Annotated in this window: 19 protein-coding genes, 1 tRNA gene and 1 other RNA gene; 17 read left to right on the forward strand and 4 right to left on the reverse strand. The window is 53.8% G+C overall.

Translation table 11 applies throughout. From position 1 onward, the window contains the following. The first annotated feature begins 82 nt into the window (after positions 1-82). The 6 genes from sufC to K3729_10445 all read left to right on the forward strand — a co-directional run bounded on the left by sufC (position 83) and on the right by K3729_10445 (position 4,598). Entirely contained in the window at positions 83-838 is a 756-nt protein-coding gene (gene sufC, locus K3729_10420) for a Fe-S cluster assembly ATPase SufC (GenBank protein ID UWQ97896.1), read from the forward strand. Next, complete coding sequence (locus K3729_10425; GenBank protein ID UWQ97897.1) at positions 838-2,127, forward strand: SufD family Fe-S cluster assembly protein; 1,290 nt, start codon at positions 838-840, stop codon at positions 2,125-2,127. Before sufC ends, K3729_10425 begins: the two co-directional genes overlap by 1 nt. Beyond that, on the forward strand, positions 2,127-2,636 hold the full coding sequence (locus K3729_10430; GenBank protein UWQ97898.1) for a hypothetical protein: 510 nt from the start codon (positions 2,127-2,129) through the stop codon (positions 2,634-2,636). The genes K3729_10425 and K3729_10430 overlap by 1 nt, the downstream gene beginning before the upstream one ends. After that, on the forward strand, positions 2,626-3,219 hold the full coding sequence (locus K3729_10435) for a YIP1 family protein (protein UWQ97899.1): 594 nt from the start codon (positions 2,626-2,628) through the stop codon (positions 3,217-3,219). Before K3729_10430 ends, K3729_10435 begins: the two co-directional genes overlap by 11 nt. Then, positions 3,216-4,439 (forward strand): cysteine desulfurase, encoded by a 1,224-nt coding sequence (locus tag K3729_10440; protein ID UWQ97900.1) that lies wholly within the window; start codon positions 3,216-3,218, stop codon positions 4,437-4,439. The genes K3729_10435 and K3729_10440 overlap by 4 nt, the downstream gene beginning before the upstream one ends. Positions 4,440-4,521: 82 nt before the next feature. After that, positions 4,522-4,598, forward strand: a tRNA-Arg gene (locus K3729_10445). 14 nt (positions 4,599-4,612) lie between these two features. On the opposite strand, the gene K3729_10450 is transcribed toward K3729_10445, so the two are convergent. Continuing rightward, positions 4,613-5,296 carry a Crp/Fnr family transcriptional regulator gene (locus K3729_10450; GenBank protein ID UWQ97901.1) on the reverse strand — a complete coding sequence of 228 codons (684 nt, stop codon included), beginning with the start codon at positions 5,294-5,296 and terminating at the stop codon, positions 4,613-4,615. 279 nt (positions 5,297-5,575) lie between these two features. On the opposite strand from K3729_10450, the gene ssrA reads away from it, so the two are divergent. After that, positions 5,576-5,929, forward strand: a transfer-messenger RNA (tmRNA) gene (gene ssrA, locus K3729_10455). A 6-nt stretch (positions 5,930-5,935) separates the two neighbouring features. Here ssrA and K3729_10460 read toward each other — a convergent pair. Together K3729_10460 and K3729_10465 are read right to left on the reverse strand one after the other, a co-directional pair. Then, entirely contained in the window at positions 5,936-6,280 is a 345-nt protein-coding gene (locus tag K3729_10460; protein ID UWQ97902.1) for a DUF4345 family protein, read from the reverse strand. A gap of 51 nt (positions 6,281-6,331) precedes the next feature. Beyond that, positions 6,332-7,084 carry a GntR family transcriptional regulator gene (locus K3729_10465; GenBank protein UWQ97903.1) on the reverse strand — a complete coding sequence of 251 codons (753 nt, stop codon included), beginning with the start codon at positions 7,082-7,084 and terminating at the stop codon, positions 6,332-6,334. Between the two features lie 147 nt (positions 7,085-7,231). On the opposite strand from K3729_10465, the gene K3729_10470 reads away from it, so the two are divergent. The 7 genes from K3729_10470 to K3729_10500 all read left to right on the forward strand — a co-directional run bounded on the left by K3729_10470 (position 7,232) and on the right by K3729_10500 (position 14,842). After that, the gene (locus K3729_10470; GenBank protein UWR01014.1) at positions 7,232-7,897 is read left to right on the forward strand and encodes a DUF2182 domain-containing protein; all 666 of its coding nucleotides are present in this window, start codon (positions 7,232-7,234) and stop codon (positions 7,895-7,897) included. A 13-nt stretch (positions 7,898-7,910) separates the two neighbouring features. Continuing rightward, on the forward strand, positions 7,911-8,618 hold the full coding sequence (locus K3729_10475; protein UWQ97904.1) for a DUF1326 domain-containing protein: 708 nt from the start codon (positions 7,911-7,913) through the stop codon (positions 8,616-8,618). 23 nt (positions 8,619-8,641) lie between these two features. Then, a complete protein-coding gene (locus tag K3729_10480; GenBank protein UWR01015.1) occupies positions 8,642-9,118 on the forward strand; it encodes a DinB family protein in 477 nt (158 codons plus the stop codon). Positions 9,119-9,122: 4 nt separating this feature from the next. Continuing rightward, positions 9,123-10,223: a dimethylsulfoniopropionate demethylase gene (locus tag K3729_10485; GenBank protein UWQ97905.1), complete on the forward strand. Its 1,101-nt coding sequence runs from the start codon at positions 9,123-9,125 to the stop codon at positions 10,221-10,223. An 87-nt stretch (positions 10,224-10,310) separates the two neighbouring features. Continuing rightward, positions 10,311-11,294: an acryloyl-CoA reductase gene (acuI, locus tag K3729_10490; protein ID UWQ97906.1), complete on the forward strand. Its 984-nt coding sequence runs from the start codon at positions 10,311-10,313 to the stop codon at positions 11,292-11,294. A gap of 280 nt (positions 11,295-11,574) precedes the next feature. Beyond that, positions 11,575-13,254: a BCCT family transporter gene (locus tag K3729_10495; GenBank protein UWQ97907.1), complete on the forward strand. Its 1,680-nt coding sequence runs from the start codon at positions 11,575-11,577 to the stop codon at positions 13,252-13,254. Between the two features lie 166 nt (positions 13,255-13,420). After that, a complete protein-coding gene (locus K3729_10500) occupies positions 13,421-14,842 on the forward strand; it encodes a DNA photolyase family protein (protein UWQ97908.1) in 1,422 nt (473 codons plus the stop codon). Here K3729_10500 and K3729_10505 read toward each other — a convergent pair. Next, complete coding sequence (locus K3729_10505; protein UWQ97909.1) at positions 14,839-15,972, reverse strand: hypothetical protein; 1,134 nt, start codon at positions 15,970-15,972, stop codon at positions 14,839-14,841. The two genes, K3729_10500 and K3729_10505, sit on opposite strands and share 4 nt — an antisense overlap. Before the next feature lie 252 nt (positions 15,973-16,224). Here K3729_10505 and K3729_10510 point away from each other — a divergent pair, with 252 nt between their 5' ends. The 3 genes from K3729_10510 to K3729_10520 are packed head-to-tail and all read left to right on the forward strand — an operon-like array spanning position 16,225 to position 19,039. Beyond that, positions 16,225-17,436 (forward strand): cyclopropane-fatty-acyl-phospholipid synthase family protein, encoded by a 1,212-nt coding sequence (locus K3729_10510; GenBank protein UWQ97910.1) that lies wholly within the window; start codon positions 16,225-16,227, stop codon positions 17,434-17,436. 42 nt (positions 17,437-17,478) lie between these two features. Next, entirely contained in the window at positions 17,479-17,919 is a 441-nt protein-coding gene (locus K3729_10515; GenBank protein UWQ97911.1) for a TrgA family protein, read from the forward strand. 1 nt (position 17,920) lies between these two features. Then, a complete protein-coding gene (locus K3729_10520; GenBank protein ID UWQ97912.1) occupies positions 17,921-19,039 on the forward strand; it encodes a gamma-glutamylcyclotransferase in 1,119 nt (372 codons plus the stop codon). Positions 19,040-19,064 lie beyond the last annotated feature (25 nt).

Consider the following 19,064-nt stretch of genomic DNA (forward strand, 5'->3'; position numbering starts at 1 on the left):
GACATACCGTCGTCATCATCAATATACGCCGCGCAGGATTCCATCCTGACGCGGCCTTTCCACGTTTTCCAAGGAGAATACTATGCTTGAGATCAAAAACCTGCACGTCCAGCTCGAAGAAGAGGACAAGCAAATCCTCAAAGGTGTCGATCTGAAGATTGGTGCAGGCGAAGTTCACGCGATCATGGGTCCAAACGGCTCTGGCAAATCAACTTTGTCCTACGTGCTGTCCGGTAAAGACGGTTACGAAGTCACAGACGGCGAAGCCGCGCTGGAAGGCGAAGACCTGCTGGATATGGAACCGGAAGACCGCGCAGCTGCTGGTTTGTTCCTAGCATTCCAATACCCTGTGGAAATTCCGGGCGTTGGTAACATGACGTTCCTGCGCACCGCTGTGAACGCACAGCGCAAAGCACGCGGTGAAGAAGAACTGTCTGCTGGTGATTTCCTCAAAGAGGTCCGCGCGAAAGCCAAAGACCTGAAAATTGATGCGGATATGTTGAAGCGTCCGGTCAACGTGGGCTTCTCTGGTGGTGAGAAAAAGCGCAACGAAATCCTGCAAATGGCGATGCTTGAGCCAAAGATGTGCGTACTGGACGAAACAGATTCCGGTCTGGACGTCGATGCGATGAAACTGGTGTCCGAAGGCGTGAATGCGCTGCGCTCCGAAGGTCGTTCGTTCCTCGTGATCACGCACTATCAGCGTCTTCTGGACCACATCAAACCGGACGTCGTGCACATCATGGCCAACGGCCGTATCGTGAAAACTGGCGGTCCAGAGCTTGCTTTGGAAGTTGAAAACAACGGTTACGCTGACATTCTGGCGGAGGTTGCCTAATGGCTTTGCCGCAACTGAAAAATGACGCAACTGTCGCCCGTTTAGATGGTCTGACATTGCCGGAAGGCGCTGCATGGGCCACGTCCGCACGCAAAGACGCGCTGTCGCGGGTGACCCAGATGGGACTGCCGCACAAACGTGACGAATACTGGCGCTACACTGATCCGGTGAACTTTGTCACAGCGGACTTGGTTGAAGCTGCTACGTTCGATAACGACGAAGCGCCGTTGTTCGATGCGATCGATCGCGTGAAGGTCGTCTTCGTGGACGGTGTTTATGACGCTGCCGCATCGGACGACTTGTCCGCTGAAGGTATCGAGATTGAGATGCTGTCAGATGCGATGTCTACGGATATCCATTGGGCGAAGGACCTGTACGGTACTTTGGAAACTAACGGTCAGTCACCGGTCGAACGTCCTTTGGCGGCCTTGAACACAGCGTTTGCCGAAAACGGTGTTGTTATTCGTGCGACTGCCAAAGCTGCGAAACCGGTTAATCTGATTTACAAGCGTGGCGACACAACAGCGTCCGACGCCATGGTGCATCACGTCGTAAAGGTCGAAGAAGGCGCGGCAGTGACGGTTCTGGAAACCGGACCAGCGGCGGCCCGTTTGTCATCCGTACTTGAAGTCGATGTGGCCGCAACGGGCGCATTCCATCACGTCCGTTCGCAAGGCCGCGACCATGAACGTCGCGCTGTAACTCATTGCTTCGCAAGGATTTCAACAGAAAGCACGTTCAAGTCCTTTACGTTGACAGTGAATGGCGCACTGACACGCAATGAATGCATCATCGAAATCAACGGTGATGACGCGATCGCACATGTCGCGGGTGCTTGCGTTGGCGATGGCAAAGACTTCCATCACGACGACACGATCTTTATTACTCACGACGCGGTAAATTGCGAAAGCCGTCAGGTCTTCAAAAAAGTACTGCGCAACGGTGCAACAGGGGTTTTCCAAGGGAAAATTCTCGTGAAAGCAGGTGCGCAGAAAACCGATGGTTATCAGATCAGCCAATCGCTTTTGTTGGACGACGACAGCCAGTTTTTGGCCAAACCTGAACTTGAAATCTACGCAGATGACGTAGCCTGTTCGCACGGGTCCACGTCCGGCGCGATTGATGAAACGGCGTTGTTCTACCTGCAATCACGCGGTGTGCCGCGTAGGCAGGCAACTGATTTGTTGACGCTTGCGTTCTTGGCAGAAGCCTTGGACGAGATTGACAACGACGATTTGGCAGATGACCTGCGGGACCGGCTGGAAGGCTGGTTGGCACGGCACGGCTGATGGCAGTCACGACCGACATTGTGCGCACATGGCGCAGTCCGCGCGTTGTAATGCGTGAACTGCTGTCGCACGGCCAACGTGAAGACAGGGCCATCGCTTATGTGATGGCCGCCTGTCTGATCTTATACGTCGCACAATGGCCGCGCTTGAAACGGGCTGAACAGTTTGAATTGTTCGGCCCCGACGGCGCGTCAGATTTCCAGATGAACGCAGGCATCGCGTTCTTTTCGATGATGATTGTATGGCCCTTGTTGCTGTATATCGTGGCAGCAATCGCGCATCTGATTGCGAAGATATTTGGCGCAATAGGCACGCACTACACGGCGCGTTTGGCGCTGTTCTGGGCTTTTTTGGCGACAACACCCGTCGGGCTACTTTTTGGCTTAACCATGGGTCTAATTGGGGCAGGGCCCGCAGCCAATCTCGTGGGTATCGTTTGGGGGGCAGCCTTTGCTTGGATTTGGTCGCAGTGCATCCGTGTTGCCGAAGGGGAATCCCATGCACTTTGATGTCGCGACGCTGACTGGTCTCATCGGCCAGACATTCCGCCAGCCCGCAGCGGTTGCGTCCGAAATCGTGAAACTTCGCCTTCCTCACGCAGTGGGTTGGATGGCGCTTGGCGTCGTGACCATTGCGACAGTGATCATCATCTCGATCGAACGCCTGATCCCTGGCCGTCCTGAAATGATATCGGACTTGGGCGGAAACCCGTTCTTCGATGCGCTGTTTCTCGGGGCTATGACGGTCGTTTTCATCTTCGTCCTTTATTATGCAGGCCTTGCGATGGGCGGTAAGGGGACCTTTGGCGCGACCCTCTTAATCATGACGTGGTTTCAAACCATCGTTCTTGTACTTGTGATCGTGCAAATGCTTGCCGTGCTTCTGGTCCCGAGTATCGCAACGCTGGTTAGTTTGGCTGGTTTTGGTCTGCAACTGTGGTGCTTGATGCATTTCCTGAACGTGCTGCATGACTTTAATAGCTTGGGCAAAGCGTTTGGTTTATTTGCACTTTCTATCATTGGCTTTGTTTTCGGGCTAAGCTTTATTCTTCTAATGGTCGGCGGTGCCGCCCTTGTGGGAGGTCCAGTATGACCTACGACGTAAATGCCATCCGTGCCGATTTCCCAATCCTGTCGCGGGAAGTAAACGGCAAGCCGCTGGTCTATCTTGATAATGGTGCATCCGCGCAAAAGCCGCAGGTTGTCATTGATGCAATCACCAAAGGGTATGCCGAAGAATACGCAAACGTGCACCGTGGTTTGCATTACCTCAGCAACCTTGCCACTGACAAATATGAAGGTGTCCGCGGTAAGATCGCGACGTTTCTGAATGCTGGGTCCGAGGATGAGATCATCTTCAATTCGGGTACGACTGAAGGCATCAATATGGTGGCCTATGGGTGGGCCGCGCCTCGTTTGGAAGCAGGCGATGAAATCGTCCTGTCGATTATGGAACACCACGCGAATATCGTACCGTGGCATTTCCTGCGTGAACGTCAGGGCGTTGTGATCAAATGGGTCGACGTGGACGCCAAGGGCGACCTTGATCCGCAAGCTGTGATCGACGCGATCGGACCTAAGACAAAACTGGTTGCCGTCACGCATATGTCCAACGTTCTCGGGACTATGGTTGATGTCAAAGCGATTTGCGCAGGCGCAAAAGCAAAAGGCGTCCCAGTACTGATCGACGGATCTCAGGCGGCCTGCCACAGCGTGGTTGATGTGCAAGATATCGGGTGCGATTTCTATGCGATCACAGGGCATAAATTGTACGGACCATCTGGATCCGGTGGGATCTACGTGACCAAAGAACGGATGGCGGAGATGCGCCCATTCATGGGTGGCGGCGATATGATCAAAGACGTGCGCCGCGATGGGGTTGATTACAACGACGCACCAATGAAGTTCGAAGCTGGGACACCGGGGATCGTCCAGACGATTGGTCTAGGTGTCGCGCTTGATTACATGATGGACGTAGGCATGACGCAGATCGCAGCACATGAAATGGTGTTGCGGGATTACACGAACGCAAAGCTTGGCGGATTGAACTGGCTTCAGGTGCAGGGAACGTCAGCGACCAAAGGGGCAATCTTTTCGTTCACGCTTGATGGGGCTGCGCATGCGCATGACATCTCGACAGTGCTTGATAAGAAGGGCGTTGCAGTACGGGCTGGTAGCCATTGTGCAATGCCATTGATGGATCACATGGGCGTGTCAGCCACATGTCGGGCGTCTATGGGCATGTACAACACCACGCAAGATGTGGATGCCTTGGTTGACGCACTGGAATTGTGCCACGATTTGTTCGCCTGATCTGTTTTTTCTTACGAAAATTTGGGGACCTGATCTTTGTTGGTTGCGAGCCGTTCGACGGACGGCTATAGCACCGCTAGACGCACCCGTAGCTCAGCTGGATAGAGCGCTGCCCTCCGAAGGCAGAGGCCAGAGGTTCGAATCCTCTCGGGTGCGCCATTCTTCTAAATGAATTACGTGTTTGGATCTTGCGTCATATCGGCAATGCGTTTGGCAAGTGCGTCGCGGCTTAAAACCGTGATTTTGCCTTTGCTGAGCATGATGATCTTGTGGTCACGTAGGATGCCAAGTTCCTTGTTCACCGTCTGCCGCGAACAGCCGACCATTGTCGCCAGATAGCTTTGGCTTTGCCTGATTTCAGCACCTTGCGCCGATAGCTGCCACAGATGACTGCAGATACGTTGCTCGACCGTGTAGTGCTGATCAATCGATTTGCCGCTGTTATCGCGTTCCAACGTATTGAACGCGAGCGTTGCAATGTTACGGATAAGGACCGGCGATTGTAGCTGCTGATAAAGCAGCGGTGTCGGGCAGAACAGAACACAGGTATTCGGCATGGCGATACAAGTCGCTGCACAAGGCTTTGCCGCCAAGGCTTCGATCACACCGAGAGTTGCCTGCGGGCCAGCATGGAAAATGATCGTCTGAAAGCCTTCTTCGCTCATGTAGCTGACTTCAACCGATCCATGCGACACGATGAACATCCCGTCGGGCCGTTCACCTTGGTGCAGGATGGGGGTGCGGGACGAAAAGTTTCGCACCGCAAACTGGTTCACGAATTCGGCCTTTTGGTCGTCAGACATGTCGTTGACGATTTCACAGTCTAACAAATGCGGGAACCGAATGGTGTTTTTCATCAAATGATCCGTGTGAGGGTGTCGGGGCCGTACCTGCGCCATTGGGGACGGAATTTAAAATGTTTTCAAACTAAAAAATACAGGCGGGCACCCGACGATACTACCAATGGTATAAAGTCTTTCTCACTCACGTGCATTATCCATAGCCACCGATTCCCCTATGAACTGTCGCTTAACTGACAGTTGGTCAGTTTTGTCATGTTTTGCGTGCGTTGTCGGGTGTTTGAGCAACATTTTCCAATCTCACGGTCACAAAATGATACAGTAATTCCGCCTGTTGATCTTGCGCTTGGTGGATCAAAGCCCCATATCTAAGATGTCTCTTCGGGGACTATGGATATAAACGAGCGTGTTATTAGCTGGGCCGGACCGGGGTGCGACTCCCCGCAGCTCCACCAAAAATCCTTTCATTTGAAGGACTATGGGGCTGAATTAGGATCGACGGACTGTGAACGGGCGTGTCTTTATCTCGGTGAGTTACCACCGATATCGGTACAAACTGTACAATTGCAAATGACAATCGTGCTCCGATGGCGATGGCTGCGTAAGCAGTCCTAACTATCGAAACTTAACTCCCTAGGATTAGCGTCTTAGGGCGGGGTTCGCAGGTACCTGGCAACAGAAACCTGCACTTACACCCTACAGATTGATCAGAATGGCTGGAACGCCGACGGCGGCTTCAACGGCGAAGTATCCCCATTTCTTGGATGTTTGCCCATCGCGTAATAGCGATGTCAGGCGGCCAACTGCAGCACCTGTCCAACAGCAGCCCAGCATAAGATATGCGGCGGGGCTACCGATCAGCAGCGCGCCAAGCCCCATTCCGATGAACAAACAGCCAGCACTCGCGCGGACTTCAGACATGCCCATTGTATCGGTGTGGCCGGACAGGTTCAGCACATCCATAGTGTAACGCGGCGCAAGCCAGCCAAATGCACCGAGGCCGATGCTGGCGATGGCGAAGATAATATTAAGAATGTCCATGTGATCTGTCCTTATTGCGTGCCACAAGACATGGCCGCGTTCCGGACAAAGTCAACTCTGCGGCGCGGTGCCAGCTTTCTGCGCATCACGTTTCGCGAACACGCTTTGCGCAAGGGTTTCCGTATATTCGGCCAGTTTACAAAGCAGTGCATCTGCGGCCGCTGCGTCGTTCGCAGCGACGGCATCTGCGATGTCGGTATGGATCTGGACAATGGTTTCGCGGTTGCGGGCCGTGAATGTGATCATGTTCATTAGCGGCTGCATGGCTTCAACGGCACCGGCCAGTTGGTACGATAGAACCGGATTACCGGCAGCATCAACCAACGCACGATGAAAGGCGACGTCAGATGCGCAGAACGCTTCATCACTGAGACCCGGTTGGGCTTGGCGGTGTGTCTCTGCGCGCATAGTGGCCAAATGATCTGCGGTCCTGCGCTGCGCCGATAAGGGCGCACAGGCTCGTTCAAGCGCATAGCGGGCTTCGCAGGCGGTTTGAAAACTGACCGAGTTCATCGACAATAGTAGCGTCGACGTGGTCACGTGCTGTCCGTAGGCGTCTTCGAACCGCAGCCGGTTAACAAAAGCGCCACCCGTGGCGCCGCGTTGCGTTCGGATTAGGCTTTGCGCGGCCAATCGTTTCAATGCTTCACGAACTGTCGGCCGCGACACATCAAACTGATCAGCTAGTTCCGCTTCGGACGGCAGGCGTTCGTCGACAGGTAAGCTACCTGCGATAATCCCGTCGCGGATTGCTTTTGCGATCTGGGCAGAGAGATCAATTTTGCTATCTGGATCAATTTTCATTTGTCAGACAATTAAACGTCTGACATATGATTTGGCAAGTGTTTGCGTTGGGAGGCGTAAGACGTGACAACTTCACCCGTTCAATTTCCATTGCGGTCGATCCTGTGGGTGCTGTTCTTTGCGGCCATTCTAGGCGCGTGGGCATTCATGTTCATAATGGCGCGGATGTCTGGCGTGGATGTGATCGGGCGGCCTGTGGGCATGAATATGATGCCGATGACCAGCTTCGGTGCCTTGTTCCCGATGTGGGCGATCATGATGGCAGCGATGATGTTGCCAACGATGGTGCCAACATTGCGCAACTACGAAGCCTTGATGAAAAGCGCGGATGGCACACGGGCAGGGTGGATCGGTGTTCTAATCGGTTATTTCATCACTTGGGTCGGTTTTGCGGCGCTCATCAGCATCGTGCAGGTCCTTCTGATCCAGTGGAATGTCGTGGACAGCCTTGGCATTTCGACAACCGGTTGGTTCGCGGCCGGTTTATTGATCGTTGTCGGAGCGTTCCAATTCACCCGCGCGAAAGAGATTTGCCACGGTGTTTGCCACAGCCCGATGACCTATTTTCTTGGACATTGGAAAACTGGATTTGGTGGCGGGCTGCGGATGGGCCTTGGCTTGGGCGCGTTCTGCGTTGGCTGCTGTTGGGGCTTTATGGCCTTGGGGTTTGTGGGTGGCGTGATGAGCCTGCTTTGGATGGGGCTGGCGACGCTCTTTATGATTTTTGAAAAACTACCGCAGATCGGGCACCGGCTGACGAAACCGGCGGGTGTGGTCTTGATTGGTGCGGGCCTGTTGCTCGCCGTACTTTAGGAAAGGGATGGACATGGCGGAAAAGACGAGACTTCCAGCGGATCAGATTGCGATTTCCCAACGGATTGACCAGCGGATGCCAAATCCCGGCAGACGTAAAATGTCCCCGACGGACTGGGCGATTAAGGGTGAATTGTTCTTGAACTGCTCTTGCACGACCTTCTGTCCTTGCGTTGTGTCGCTTGGTGCGCATCCGCCAACTGAAGGGCATTGCCATGCATGGATGGCGATTGCGATTGATGAAGGGCATTTCGAGGGCGAAGATCTTGCGGGTCTGAATATTGGTCTGCTTGTTGATATTCCGGGACGCATGGCCGAAGGCGGCTGGCGCGTTGCGGCCTATGTTGACGAACGTGCAACGCAAAAGGCCTACAACGGGTTGCTCAAGATTTTCTCCGGCCAAGCTGGCGGCACGACAGGCCTGTTCACGATGTTGGTGTCTGACATCATCGGGGCCGAACGTGAAAAGGTCGAAATCGTGCGCGATGGGACCAAACGCGGCATCTACATTGGACGTAAAATCCAAGGCGAAATCGAAATGATCACCGGCAAAAACAAAGAAGAACCGGTGATGGTCACCAATTCGAAATACTGGATGGGTTCCGAAATTATTGCTGCTCAAGGCACCAAGTCCCGTGTCCGTGACTACGGTCGTGTTTGGGACTTTGGTGGGAAATCTGCAGAGATCTGTCCGATCGATTGGAAAGGTCCACGTCCGTGATCACGCCAGAGTTCTGCCGTACAATGGCGCGCTACAACGCGTGGCAAAACGACGGATTGCGCAAGGTTGTCGCGGAGATGGACGAAGATATACTGCGGCAGGATCGCGGTGCTTTCTTTGGCTCTATTTTTGGTACGTTGAACCATTTGCTCTGGGGCGACATGACCTGGATGTCTCGTTTCGATGGCGGTGAAAGTCCTGAGAACGTGATTGAAGGCAGCGAAAACCTGACGCCAACGCCAGCCGAATGGGCCACACAGCGGTTTCGCATGGACGGGCGCATTCAGTTATGGGCCGAAAGTCTGAAAAGCGTGGACCTGACGGGCGATGTGACGTGGTTTTCGGGTTCAATCCAAGCCGAGGTCAGCCGCCCGCGGGCGATGTGCATCACGCATTTCTTTAACCATCAAACTCACCATCGCGGTCAAATTCACGCGATGCTCACCGCTGCGGGCGCAAATCCACAGCCAACTGATCTTGTTTTCATGCCGGAGACCTGACGAAATGGCGATGATCTCTCAATCTCGGCGCCTGCGCCGCACACCTTTTAGCGATGGTGTCGAAGCGGCAGGCGTCAAAGCCTATACGATTTACAATCATATGTTGCTGCCGACGGTGTTTGAGAGTGTGGAAGATGACTACCACCATCTAAAAAACCATGTACAGATTTGGGATGTCTCTGTCGAACGCCAAGTAGAATTGCGCGGTCCGGATGCAGCACGCTTGATGCAGATGCTGACGCCACGTGATCTGCGTGGAATGACAGCGGGGCAATGCTATTACGTGCCGATCGTTGATGAAACGGGCGGTATGCTGAACGATCCCGTGGCTTTGAAGCTATCCGAGGATCGCTGGTGGATATCGATTGCAGACAGCGATTTGTTGTTCTGGGTGAAGGGGCTCGCATACGGTTACCGCTTGGACGTTCTGGTTGATGAACCGGATGTGTCGCCCTTAGCCGTTCAAGGTCCGCAAGCCGAAGATTTGATGGCGCGCGTCTTTGGTGAAGCGGTCAGAAACGTCAAATTCTTCCGTTTTGGGTGGTTCGATTTCCAAGGGCAAAGCCTTGTCGTGGCCCGCTCTGGCTATTCCAAACAAGGTGGTTACGAGATTTACGTCGAAGGGTCAGCGCTAGGGATGCCGTTGTGGAATACGCTGATGGAAGCCGGTGCCGATCTGGATGTGCGGGCAGGGTGCCCCAATCTGATCGAACGGATTGAAGGTGGTCTGTTGTCCTACGGGAACGACATGAACCGCGAAAATACACCACATGAATGCGGGCTGGGGCGGTTTTGTTCGACGCAAACAGCCATCGGGTGCGTTGGGCGTGATGCCCTGCTGCGGGTGGCGAAGGAAGGCCCGACACAGCAGCTCCGCCCGATTGAGATCGCGGGTAAAGTCCCTGCATGTGACCGCGTCTGGCCGATCTTGGCCAATGGAAAGCAGGTCGGGCGCATGACGTCTGCGGCTAACAGCCCTGATTTTGGCACCGGTGTTGGTATCGGGATGGTGAAAATGACGCATTGGGACCCTGAGACGGTGCTGCAAGTTCAAACACCTGATGGGCCGCTTGATGCAATAGTACGCGAAAATTTCTGGATTTAGCGCGTTTGGCTGTCGGGGGAGCCTCCGGCGGAGATATTTATGACCAAAAGAATGTGGGCGGTTTGCCCAGATTGAAAGGAAGAGAAGATGTTTAACGCGTTAGTCGTCGACAAAAACGATGAAGGAAAAACATCCGCTGCGGTCAAGCAGTTGGGTTTGGATGATTTGCCTGCAGGTGAAGTGACCGTCGCCGTTGAGTATTCGACCGTGAATTACAAAGACGGGCTTTGCATTGGGCCGGGTGGTGGTCTTGTACGGAACTATCCACACATTCCTGGGATCGATTTTGCAGGTACGGTCGAGGCATCCGATGATCCACGCTACAAGGCAGGCGATAAAGTTGTCCTGACTGGCTGGCGCGTGGGTGAAGCGCACTGGGGTGGCTATTCCCAAAAGGCGCGTGTGAAGGCGGACTGGTTGGTCCCGCTGCCTGCGGGATTGGACACACGTCAGGCAATGGCCGTGGGGACTGCTGGTTTCACAGCGATGTTGGCTGTCATGGCGCTTGAAGATCATGGCATCAAGGATGGACCTGTACTGGTGACCGGTGCTGCCGGTGGTGTTGGATCAGTTGCGACCGCAATTCTGGCAAAGCTCGGCCATGACGTTGCAGCAGTAACCGGGCGCCCCGAAACGGCTGATTATCTAACATCACTGGGCGCCACCCAGATTGTCCCACGTGAAGACCTGAACGAAACGACTAAACGCCCACTTGAAGCTGAAACATGGGCAGGTTGCGTCGATGCAGTTGGCGGTGAAATGCTCGCGCGTGTTCTTGGCCAAATGAAATACGGCGCGTCGGTCAGTGCTGTCGGTCTTGCGGGTGGGGCGGGTCTTCCAGCAACTGTCATTCCATTTCTGTTGCGCGGCGTAAACCTCTTGGGGATCGACAGTGTGATGCAACCCTATGACAACCGCGTACGGGCTTGGGAACGGATCGCAAAAGACCTGCCGATGGATAAGCTAGAAGCCATGGTTCAGCCAGCCACTTTGTCTGACCTGCCCGCGTTGGGGCGCGACATTTTGAAAGGTCAGGTCAAAGGGCGTGTCGTCGTTGACGTGAACGGCTAAACGCGACCAGTCACAACTAAAAATCCGGGCTTACGCGTTTGCACGCGTGAGCCCGTTTTTATTGCGATGATTGTACCGAGTCGAAGCATTACACCTTTGATGTGAATTTCGGCTCAATTCGCAGTTGAAAGGACTTACGACGCCGTTCGGGCTAAATTTGCTTAACAAACTGTCGTTTCGGTCTCTCATATGCGACAGAATGACGCAAATTGGGGTTATCTGGCCTGCGTTTTACCCACATACTGATCGACACAAAAGAACAGGGAACAGGGGAACTACTATGGCGCTTAAACCACCATTATCGGATCTCCCGATTAATACCGCAGACAGCGGTTTTTATCGGGGCTTTAGCGTAAACGTTACGATTATTTCGAAGATCATCATCAGCGTGCTCGTCGTTTGGGCGATCGTCTGGCCTGAATGGGCTGGCGAAGTGCTTGGGGCTTGGAACCAGGTGATCCTGCGCAATTTCGCTGCGTGGTACATTTGGACAGTGACGTTGTTTGTCGTCGTCTGCCTTGGCCTTGCGCTGTGGCCGACCGCTGGCCGGCTGAATTTGGGCCAAGACGGTGAAAAACCGGAGTTCTCGAATTTCTCGTGGTTCTCGATGATGTTTGGTGCCGGTATCGGTGTGGGGATGTTGACATGGGCGGTCGCAGAGCCTGTCGCGCATTTCCAAAACAACCCGTCTGTTATTCAAGGCGTCACAACTGCACTTGAAGCAGACAACGTGCGGACCGCATATGTGTGGTCATTCCTGCACTGGGGACTGGGTGCATGGGCGTGCTATGCAATTGCGGGTCTCGCACTTGCCTTCTTTAGCTACAGACGCGGCTTGCCGCTGACGATCCGGTCGTCACTAACACCATTGTTCGGGAAATCCTTGTCCGGTGTGTTGGGGCATATCATTGATATCGTCGCTGTTGTTGCCACCATTTTGGGCGTGGCGCAGACACTTGGGTTCGGCGTGGAGCAATTCGTGGCGGGTCTGTCGCGCATTGGAATCAGCGGACTAGCGCTAGAAGATGGTTCTGCGACATCACTGGGTATCGTCGTTGCTTTGCTGGTGATCATGGGCGCGTCGACGCTGTCTGCATTGTCTGGTGTTGGTAAAGGGATCAAATGGCTGTCGAACATCAATATGGTTTTATCGATCGTTCTGCTCGGCTTTTTCATCCTGTTTGGTGCGACGTTCTTTGGTGCGACCGCGTTCTTTGTGGGGATCTTTGACTATCTCGTTGCGTTGCCATGGCTTAGCATTAATGTTTACGCATCTGACGGCGTTGAAGGATCCGAAGCATTCAAACTGGCGCAGTGGCAGGGCTGGTGGCCTGTGTTCTACTGGGCATGGTGGATTGCTTTTGCGCCGTTCGTAGGTTTGTTCCTTGCGCGTATTTCGCGTGGCCGCACAATCCGCGAATTCGTGTTGGGCGCGATGATCGTTCCATCCCTGATGTGCTTTGTTTGGTTCGCTTGGGCCGGTGGTACTGCCATTGACCTAGAACTAAATGGCGGCGCGGATGGCGTGATCTTGGGCGCGGCGAATGGCGACAAAATCTTCGCGATGACTGCGTATATGCTTGAACCAATCAGTCAGGTTCTGTCGTGGGCCATGGCCGTTATGATTGTGGTCTTGTTGATGACATTCTTGGTGACGTCCGCTGACTCCGCAGTGTTGATCGTAAATACGATCAACGCAGCTGGTGACGAAGGTCCAAAGGCACGCCCACACATCCTGTTCTGGGGGGCCGCGCTTGCGCTTGTTGTGGGGGGCTTGCTGATCTCTGGCGGGACAGGAGCCATCCAAACAGCGATGGTGATCGGGGCCTTACCGTTCTCGATCGTGATGGTGTTGATGTGTATCGCGCTGATCAAGGCGATCTACAACGATGGCCGTCGCGAAGCTGCAGGCATTCCGACATTGTCTGACGACATTCCGGATGCGATGCCCGCTGAATAAGCAAATTCGATTGAATGAAGAGGGCCTCGGCGGTAACGTCGGGGCCCTTTTTCGTTTTGGCCCGTTGTGATGTTGGCTGATTTTGCAGAATTGGGCGAATTGCCTACGAACGGTTGTTGACGTCTGTGACGTAGGGCTATGTCTGACTAAAAGAAGGACAACTGCTGTGACCGATACTTGCCCGATTATTGTTTGGTTCCGCCGCGATTTACGTCTAGGCGATCACCCCGCATTGACGGATGCCTGCAAAACGGGACGGCCGGTCATCCCGCTTTTCATTTACGATCAGGTGACCGAAGAACAGGGAGCGGCCCCACGCATGCGGCTGGGGCTTTCAGTCAAAGCTCTGGCTCATGATCTTGAAGGGATTGGAAGCAAATTGATCTTGCGGCGCGGGGATGCTCTGACTGTCTTGCAGGACGTCATTGAGGAAACTGGCGCGGACACGATCTTTTGGTCACGTCTATATGATGTTGCAGCCAAAGCGCGCGACACGGATGTGAAAGCCGCGCTGAACGCGGATGGACACACCGTACAAAGCTTTCCGGGGCATTTGCTGTTTGAGCCGTGGACCGTGGAAACCAAGACCGGCGGCTTCTACAAGGTTTTCACGCCCATGTGGAAAACCGTGCGGGGACGTGAACTCGATACTCCGTTGGCCCGACCATCGAAGCTCGCCCAGCCTGACAATTGGCCAAAGTCCGATGCGCTTGATGACTGGGACATGGGGGGCGACATGAAACGTGCATACGACGTGTTGCTTCCACATTGCACGGTTGGTGAAACAGCCGCGCGGGACCGTTTGGACACCTTTATTGCGGAGCGTGTCGAGACTTATCAAAAGAACCGCGATCTGCCCGCAGTCAAAGGAACATCAGGGCTGTCTGAAAATCTGACCTATGGCGAGATTTCCCCGCTTGTTTGCTGGCATGCAGGATGGCAGGCGTTACACGATGGAAAATCCGATGCAGAGATTTTCTTGAAAGAACTCGTCTGGCGCGAATTTGCTTACCACCTGACCCATCATACGCCCCGTATCGAGACGGACAATTGGAAAGAAGATTGGGACGCATTCCCGTGGAATACGGATGAACGGCGTGCAGAAGTGAAGGCATGGAAGCAGGGTCGCACAGGAATACCGTTTGTCGATGCAGCGATGCGGGAAATGTATGTGACTGGGACGATGCATAACCGTGGTCGCATGATCGTGGCGTCTTACCTAACGAAACATCTGATGTGTCATTGGAAAATCGGACGTGATTGGTTCGCCGATTGTTTGATTGATTGGGATCCTGCGTCAAATGCAATGGGCTGGCAGTGGTCAGCGGGTTCGGGGCCGGACGCCACACCTTATTTCCGCGTGTTCAATCCGGTGTCCCAGTTGGATAAGTTCGATAAGGAGCACCGTTACCCGAAACGCTGGATTGCTGAGGGACAATCTGATCCGTCTGACACCGCTTTGTCCTACTTCGACGCGATCCCTAAGCACTGGAACATGTCCGCAGATGATCCATATCCCGACGCCATCGTTGCCCCAGATGTGGGACGCAAGCGTGCATTAGATGCCTATCAGTCGCGGGATTTCTAAAGGTAGGATTGCGACGCGCGGCTTAACCAAGTTGTCAGATAAGTGAGTGCTGCGCGCTTTGCCTGTTCTTCAGCGATGTCGGAACGAACTCTGGTCGCCTTTTCCATAAGCGCAGCGCTTGCACCTTTCAGGATCCTACGGGCTTCTTCTGAATCCGAGATTTGACAAGCAATTGAACCACTACCCATACAGCTCGTTAACCCATTTGCGATAACCGTCTTGTATACAGCACCGGCACCAGCATCGGACGCCACACCTCCCGCAGCTTCATCGATGGCCTTGTCCAATATCGCCTTGGGGCCATCCATCTGATCCGCCAACCGTTTTGAGATCTCGGCACCTGCTTTGCCGAATTTGCCGCTGTCGAATTGTCCAAAATAGATTTGCGTATCGGGTGCGCGTGCTTCCTTGAGATAGGCCGTGCATTGTTCGCACGGCGTAAGTGTTGAAAAGACAACAGACTTTGCTGGTAGTTGCTGGGCCGTGGGGTTTTGCCGGAAGTATGAGATCAACATGCTTACTTCGGCGTGACGGTAAGAGCCTGTGTTGATGCCAGCAGCCAAGATGGTGCCCGTGTCGCCGACCAGCAATGTCGCCACGTAGTTTCCAAGGCCCGCAAACGCGTCCCCTGAACTTTTATCAAGCAGGCCGTAAGCAGCCAGCATATAATAACGCAAGGATCGTGTAACACCGGTCTTGTGCGACCCGTCCTTGGCACCGCCTCGCACGTAAGTGTCGGGATCACGGGATGCTACTTCAACAGCGGCTGCATGTAATCCACCCTCAGGGAAAGGGGCGCTGCCACCGTTGGCACGCATACTCAACGGCCAGATACGTGGATCATGTTTTTCAAGTGTCACTAATTTTGCGCCATCCCCAGTTTCAGATTGCAATGACGTCAATCCTTTGACGCTAGGCGATCCAAACCGCACCCAAGACGTTTTTGAATTGGTGTAGTTTGTGTAGATCTTCCGAACAGTCATCGGGCATGATTGGCTACAGTTGATGTAAGCTGGAAGACGCGGGTTTGAGGATTCCCAATAGTGGAACACATCGCCGTCCAAAAAACCGGCTATATTTTTCTGCGTGTAAGGTGTCGCTTTCAGGAAGTCGTGTAATTTGATTGTCATGAAAATGGCCTTGTTTGAACTCAGAAATGGATTGCTCGGCAAAGGGGACTAAGATTTTTCAACTAAGCCTATGCGGTAGTGAAGCATCAATTTTAGTTGCAATCAACGTTTGAGAGCTGCTGGGTCTGATATGATTAACCAGCGCTGAAACTAATTTCTTCGACGTGCGTGACTCTTGTTAACAAAACACTAATCTTTTCAACAGCGTCGGGGACAGCCTCGCGCATCATGACAAGAAACGGACCCTGCACGATGATCCTGACGACGACCCAAGGCCAAAAAGACTTACCGCGCTACTTTGCGTCCATCTTTGATGTGATGGGAAAAATGAAGCGGGGTCGTGTGGATATTACATTGCCGGACGGTCGGGTTTTTCGGATCGAAGGCGAAGAACCGGGGCACGTTGCCGAGGTCACCATTCATAATCCCGATACCTTTGCGCGGACGATCCGCGAAGGTGATATGGGATTCTGCGAAGCTTACATGGAAGGCTGGTGGTCCACACCTGATCTGATGGCTTTCATGGATTTGATCCACGACGACGACGCGGAAGATATCTACGATGGTTTCCCTGGTCAGTTCTTTGTGCGCGCATACGAACGGATGCGGTTCTGGATGCAGCGGAACTCAAAATCCCAGGCCCGCAAAAACATCTCCTACCATTATGATCTCGGTAACGATTTTTACAGGCTATGGTTGGACGACACCATGACCTATTCGTCAGCGAAATTTCTTACGGGTCAGGAAAGCATGGAAGCGGCGCAGACCGAAAAATACAAATCCATGGTTGACGAAATGGATGTCCAACCTGGCGATCATGTTCTTGAAATTGGCTGCGGTTGGGGCGGTTTCGCCGAATACGCTGCGAAGGAACGCGGATTGAAGGTGACCTGTCTGACGATCAGTGAAGAACAGTTTAAGTACGCTGTGGATCGTATTGAAAAGGCGGGTCTTTCTGATCAAGTGACGTTTAAATTGCAAGACTACCGCGATGAAAAAGGTACTTACGACGGTATTGCGAGCATCGAGATGTTCGAAGCTGTCGGCGAACAATACTGGCCCGTGTACTTTGATACTGTGCGTGAACGGTTGAAGCCCGGTAAAAACGCGACGCTGCAAATCATCACAGTCGCCGACAGGCGTTGGGAGATTTACCGCAGCCGCCCAGACTTCATCCAGAAATACATCTTTCCGGGCGGCATGCTGCCAAGTCCGAAGATCTTGCGCGACGTTGCCACAAAACACGGTTTAGGCGTGAAACAGTCGATCGAATTTGGAGACAGCTATTCGATTACGCTCCGCCGATGGTACGATGATTTTAACGCAAAGTGGGATCAGGTCGCCGCGATGGGCTTTGATGACCGGTTCCGGCGGATGTGGAACTTTTATCTGACCTCTTGTGCTGCGACCTTTGATAGCGGAAACTGTGACGTGACGCAGATTACCCTGACCAAGGCGGCCTAAGACCGCGACAAACATGGCAGGGTGCGCAGAGGGAGCTATGATATGCCAACCGCCGCCCGCCTAATTGCCGCCATTTGCTTTGGCGCACTTGGTCTTGCATTCGCTTACGCAGCCACAACGTATTTCGCGGAGGCCAGACAACCTAGTTACTGGTTTCCATTAAACGGAGGCATCGGGCTGATTGTTGGCTGGGTTGTTGCGGGAACGCGCGCAGGGAATGGCACCGGGGCAGGGATCGGGAACGGTATCACGGCCGGCGTGGCATTGCTGTTTTGGGTCTTCTTCTTCGTTTCATTCGCCGACATGATTCAAAAATCAATGCGCAACGCTTATGATGGGCCAGTCGAAGCGGTCGTCGGGATTTTTGAATTGATCGGGGATTATGCTGTTCAGTTCGCACATATGGATCTTGGGGTATTGATGCTTGTCGGCTCGGTCGTCTCTGGTTTGATCGTCGAATTCGTCGCCGCACGTTGGTCCTAACGTGAGCGTCTTCATCTATGGAACGCTGCTAGATGCGACACTGCGGCGCCGTTTGCTGGGGCGCGATGTATCGGCAAAAGCGGCGACGCTGTCCGGATATATTTTGCGCGAACAAAAGTCGGCGCCGCTGCCTGCGATCGTTGCTCAATCTGGCGCGGTCATTTCCGGTCTCTTGTTGGATGATCTCACAGCGCAGGAGGTTGCGAAACTAGACGCCTACGAATTGCCGTTTGATTACAACCCCATACCGGCGGCGATCAATGTAGAAGGTCTGAGCGTTGAGGCGCAGGTCTATCTTCCCGGACCGTCGGTCGATATCTCGGATCGTGATTGGTCGTTGGAACGCTGGCAGGATCAATCAGGTGCGTTAAGCCGCGAAATGGCAGTCGAGATTGGCAGCTACGATCCGCCCTTGGCTGGTGATGCGTTGCGTAGGCAGTGGAACATGATCGCATTGCGGGCATCGGTACGCTTGCGGGCGCAAGATCAAGACATTCCGGCAAGGGTGAGGTCTGCGGCACAACCTTCTGATTTTGCTGTGGAACACAGCGGTCCGCTGTCTGGTGATTTCTTCCGACTGGCGCAGTTGAATGTGACCCATCGTACTTTTCAGGACGACACCGCTGGTCCATTGCCACGCGAAGTTTTCATTGGGACGGATGCTGCACTTGTGCTGCCTTACGATTTGGTGACCGATCACGTCCTGCTGGTCGAACAAATCCGGATGGGACCGATGCTGCGCGGGTCTACAAACCCATGGGCGCTTGAACCCATCGCGGGGATGATCGACGCAGGCGAGACACCGGAAGAAGCCGCGCAACGCGAAAGCGAAGAAGAGGCGGGTCTGCAGGGCGTCGCACTGCAGAAAATGTTCTCCTATTATCCGTCTACCGGCAGTTCCACGGATTACTTTTATTGCTATCTGGGTCTGTGTGATTTGCCTGAACCCACGACCTATACCGGCGGCTTGGCAACCGAGGCTGAAGATCTGCGGCTGCATGTGATCCCATTCGATGCTGCGTTTGCGTTAATCGAGACCGGAGAAGCCGAAAATGCCGCCATTGTTTCCATGCTTTTATGGCTTGCGCAGAATCGCAGTCGATTGCGCGGCACCGCTTGAGTTTGCGCCCCGACAAGCCTACTTA

The organism is Rhodobacteraceae bacterium S2214 (assembly GCA_025141675.1).
Classification (GTDB): Bacteria; Pseudomonadota; Alphaproteobacteria; order Rhodobacterales; family Rhodobacteraceae; genus Yoonia.

What these genes read in the sequence shown, in the direction of transcription:
- sufC (UWQ97896.1), top strand. Translation starts at nt 83, where the DNA reads ATGCTTGAGATCAAAAACCTGCACGTCCAGCTCGAAGAAGAGGACAAG.
- K3729_10425 (UWQ97897.1), top strand. Translation starts at nt 838, where the DNA reads ATGGCTTTGCCGCAACTGAAAAATGACGCAACTGTCGCCCGTTTAGAT.
- K3729_10430 (UWQ97898.1), top strand. Translation starts at nt 2,127, where the DNA reads ATGGCAGTCACGACCGACATTGTGCGCACATGGCGCAGTCCGCGCGTT.
- K3729_10435 (UWQ97899.1), top strand. Translation starts at nt 2,626, where the DNA reads ATGCACTTTGATGTCGCGACGCTGACTGGTCTCATCGGCCAGACATTC.
- K3729_10440 (UWQ97900.1), top strand. Translation starts at nt 3,216, where the DNA reads ATGACCTACGACGTAAATGCCATCCGTGCCGATTTCCCAATCCTGTCG.
- K3729_10450 (UWQ97901.1), bottom strand. Translation starts at nt 5,296, where the DNA reads ATGAAAAACACCATTCGGTTCCCGCATTTGTTAGACTGTGAAATCGTC.
- K3729_10460 (UWQ97902.1), bottom strand. Translation starts at nt 6,280, where the DNA reads ATGGACATTCTTAATATTATCTTCGCCATCGCCAGCATCGGCCTCGGT.
- K3729_10465 (UWQ97903.1), bottom strand. Translation starts at nt 7,084, where the DNA reads ATGAAAATTGATCCAGATAGCAAAATTGATCTCTCTGCCCAGATCGCA.
- K3729_10470 (UWR01014.1), top strand. Translation starts at nt 7,232, where the DNA reads ATGTTCATAATGGCGCGGATGTCTGGCGTGGATGTGATCGGGCGGCCT.
- K3729_10475 (UWQ97904.1), top strand. Translation starts at nt 7,911, where the DNA reads ATGGCGGAAAAGACGAGACTTCCAGCGGATCAGATTGCGATTTCCCAA.
- K3729_10480 (UWR01015.1), top strand. Translation starts at nt 8,642, where the DNA reads ATGGCGCGCTACAACGCGTGGCAAAACGACGGATTGCGCAAGGTTGTC.
- K3729_10485 (UWQ97905.1), top strand. Translation starts at nt 9,123, where the DNA reads ATGGCGATGATCTCTCAATCTCGGCGCCTGCGCCGCACACCTTTTAGC.
- acuI (UWQ97906.1), top strand. Translation starts at nt 10,311, where the DNA reads ATGTTTAACGCGTTAGTCGTCGACAAAAACGATGAAGGAAAAACATCC.
- K3729_10495 (UWQ97907.1), top strand. Translation starts at nt 11,575, where the DNA reads ATGGCGCTTAAACCACCATTATCGGATCTCCCGATTAATACCGCAGAC.
- K3729_10505 (UWQ97909.1), bottom strand. Translation starts at nt 15,972, where the DNA reads ATGACAATCAAATTACACGACTTCCTGAAAGCGACACCTTACACGCAG.
- K3729_10510 (UWQ97910.1), top strand. Translation starts at nt 16,225, where the DNA reads ATGATCCTGACGACGACCCAAGGCCAAAAAGACTTACCGCGCTACTTT.
- K3729_10515 (UWQ97911.1), top strand. Translation starts at nt 17,479, where the DNA reads ATGCCAACCGCCGCCCGCCTAATTGCCGCCATTTGCTTTGGCGCACTT.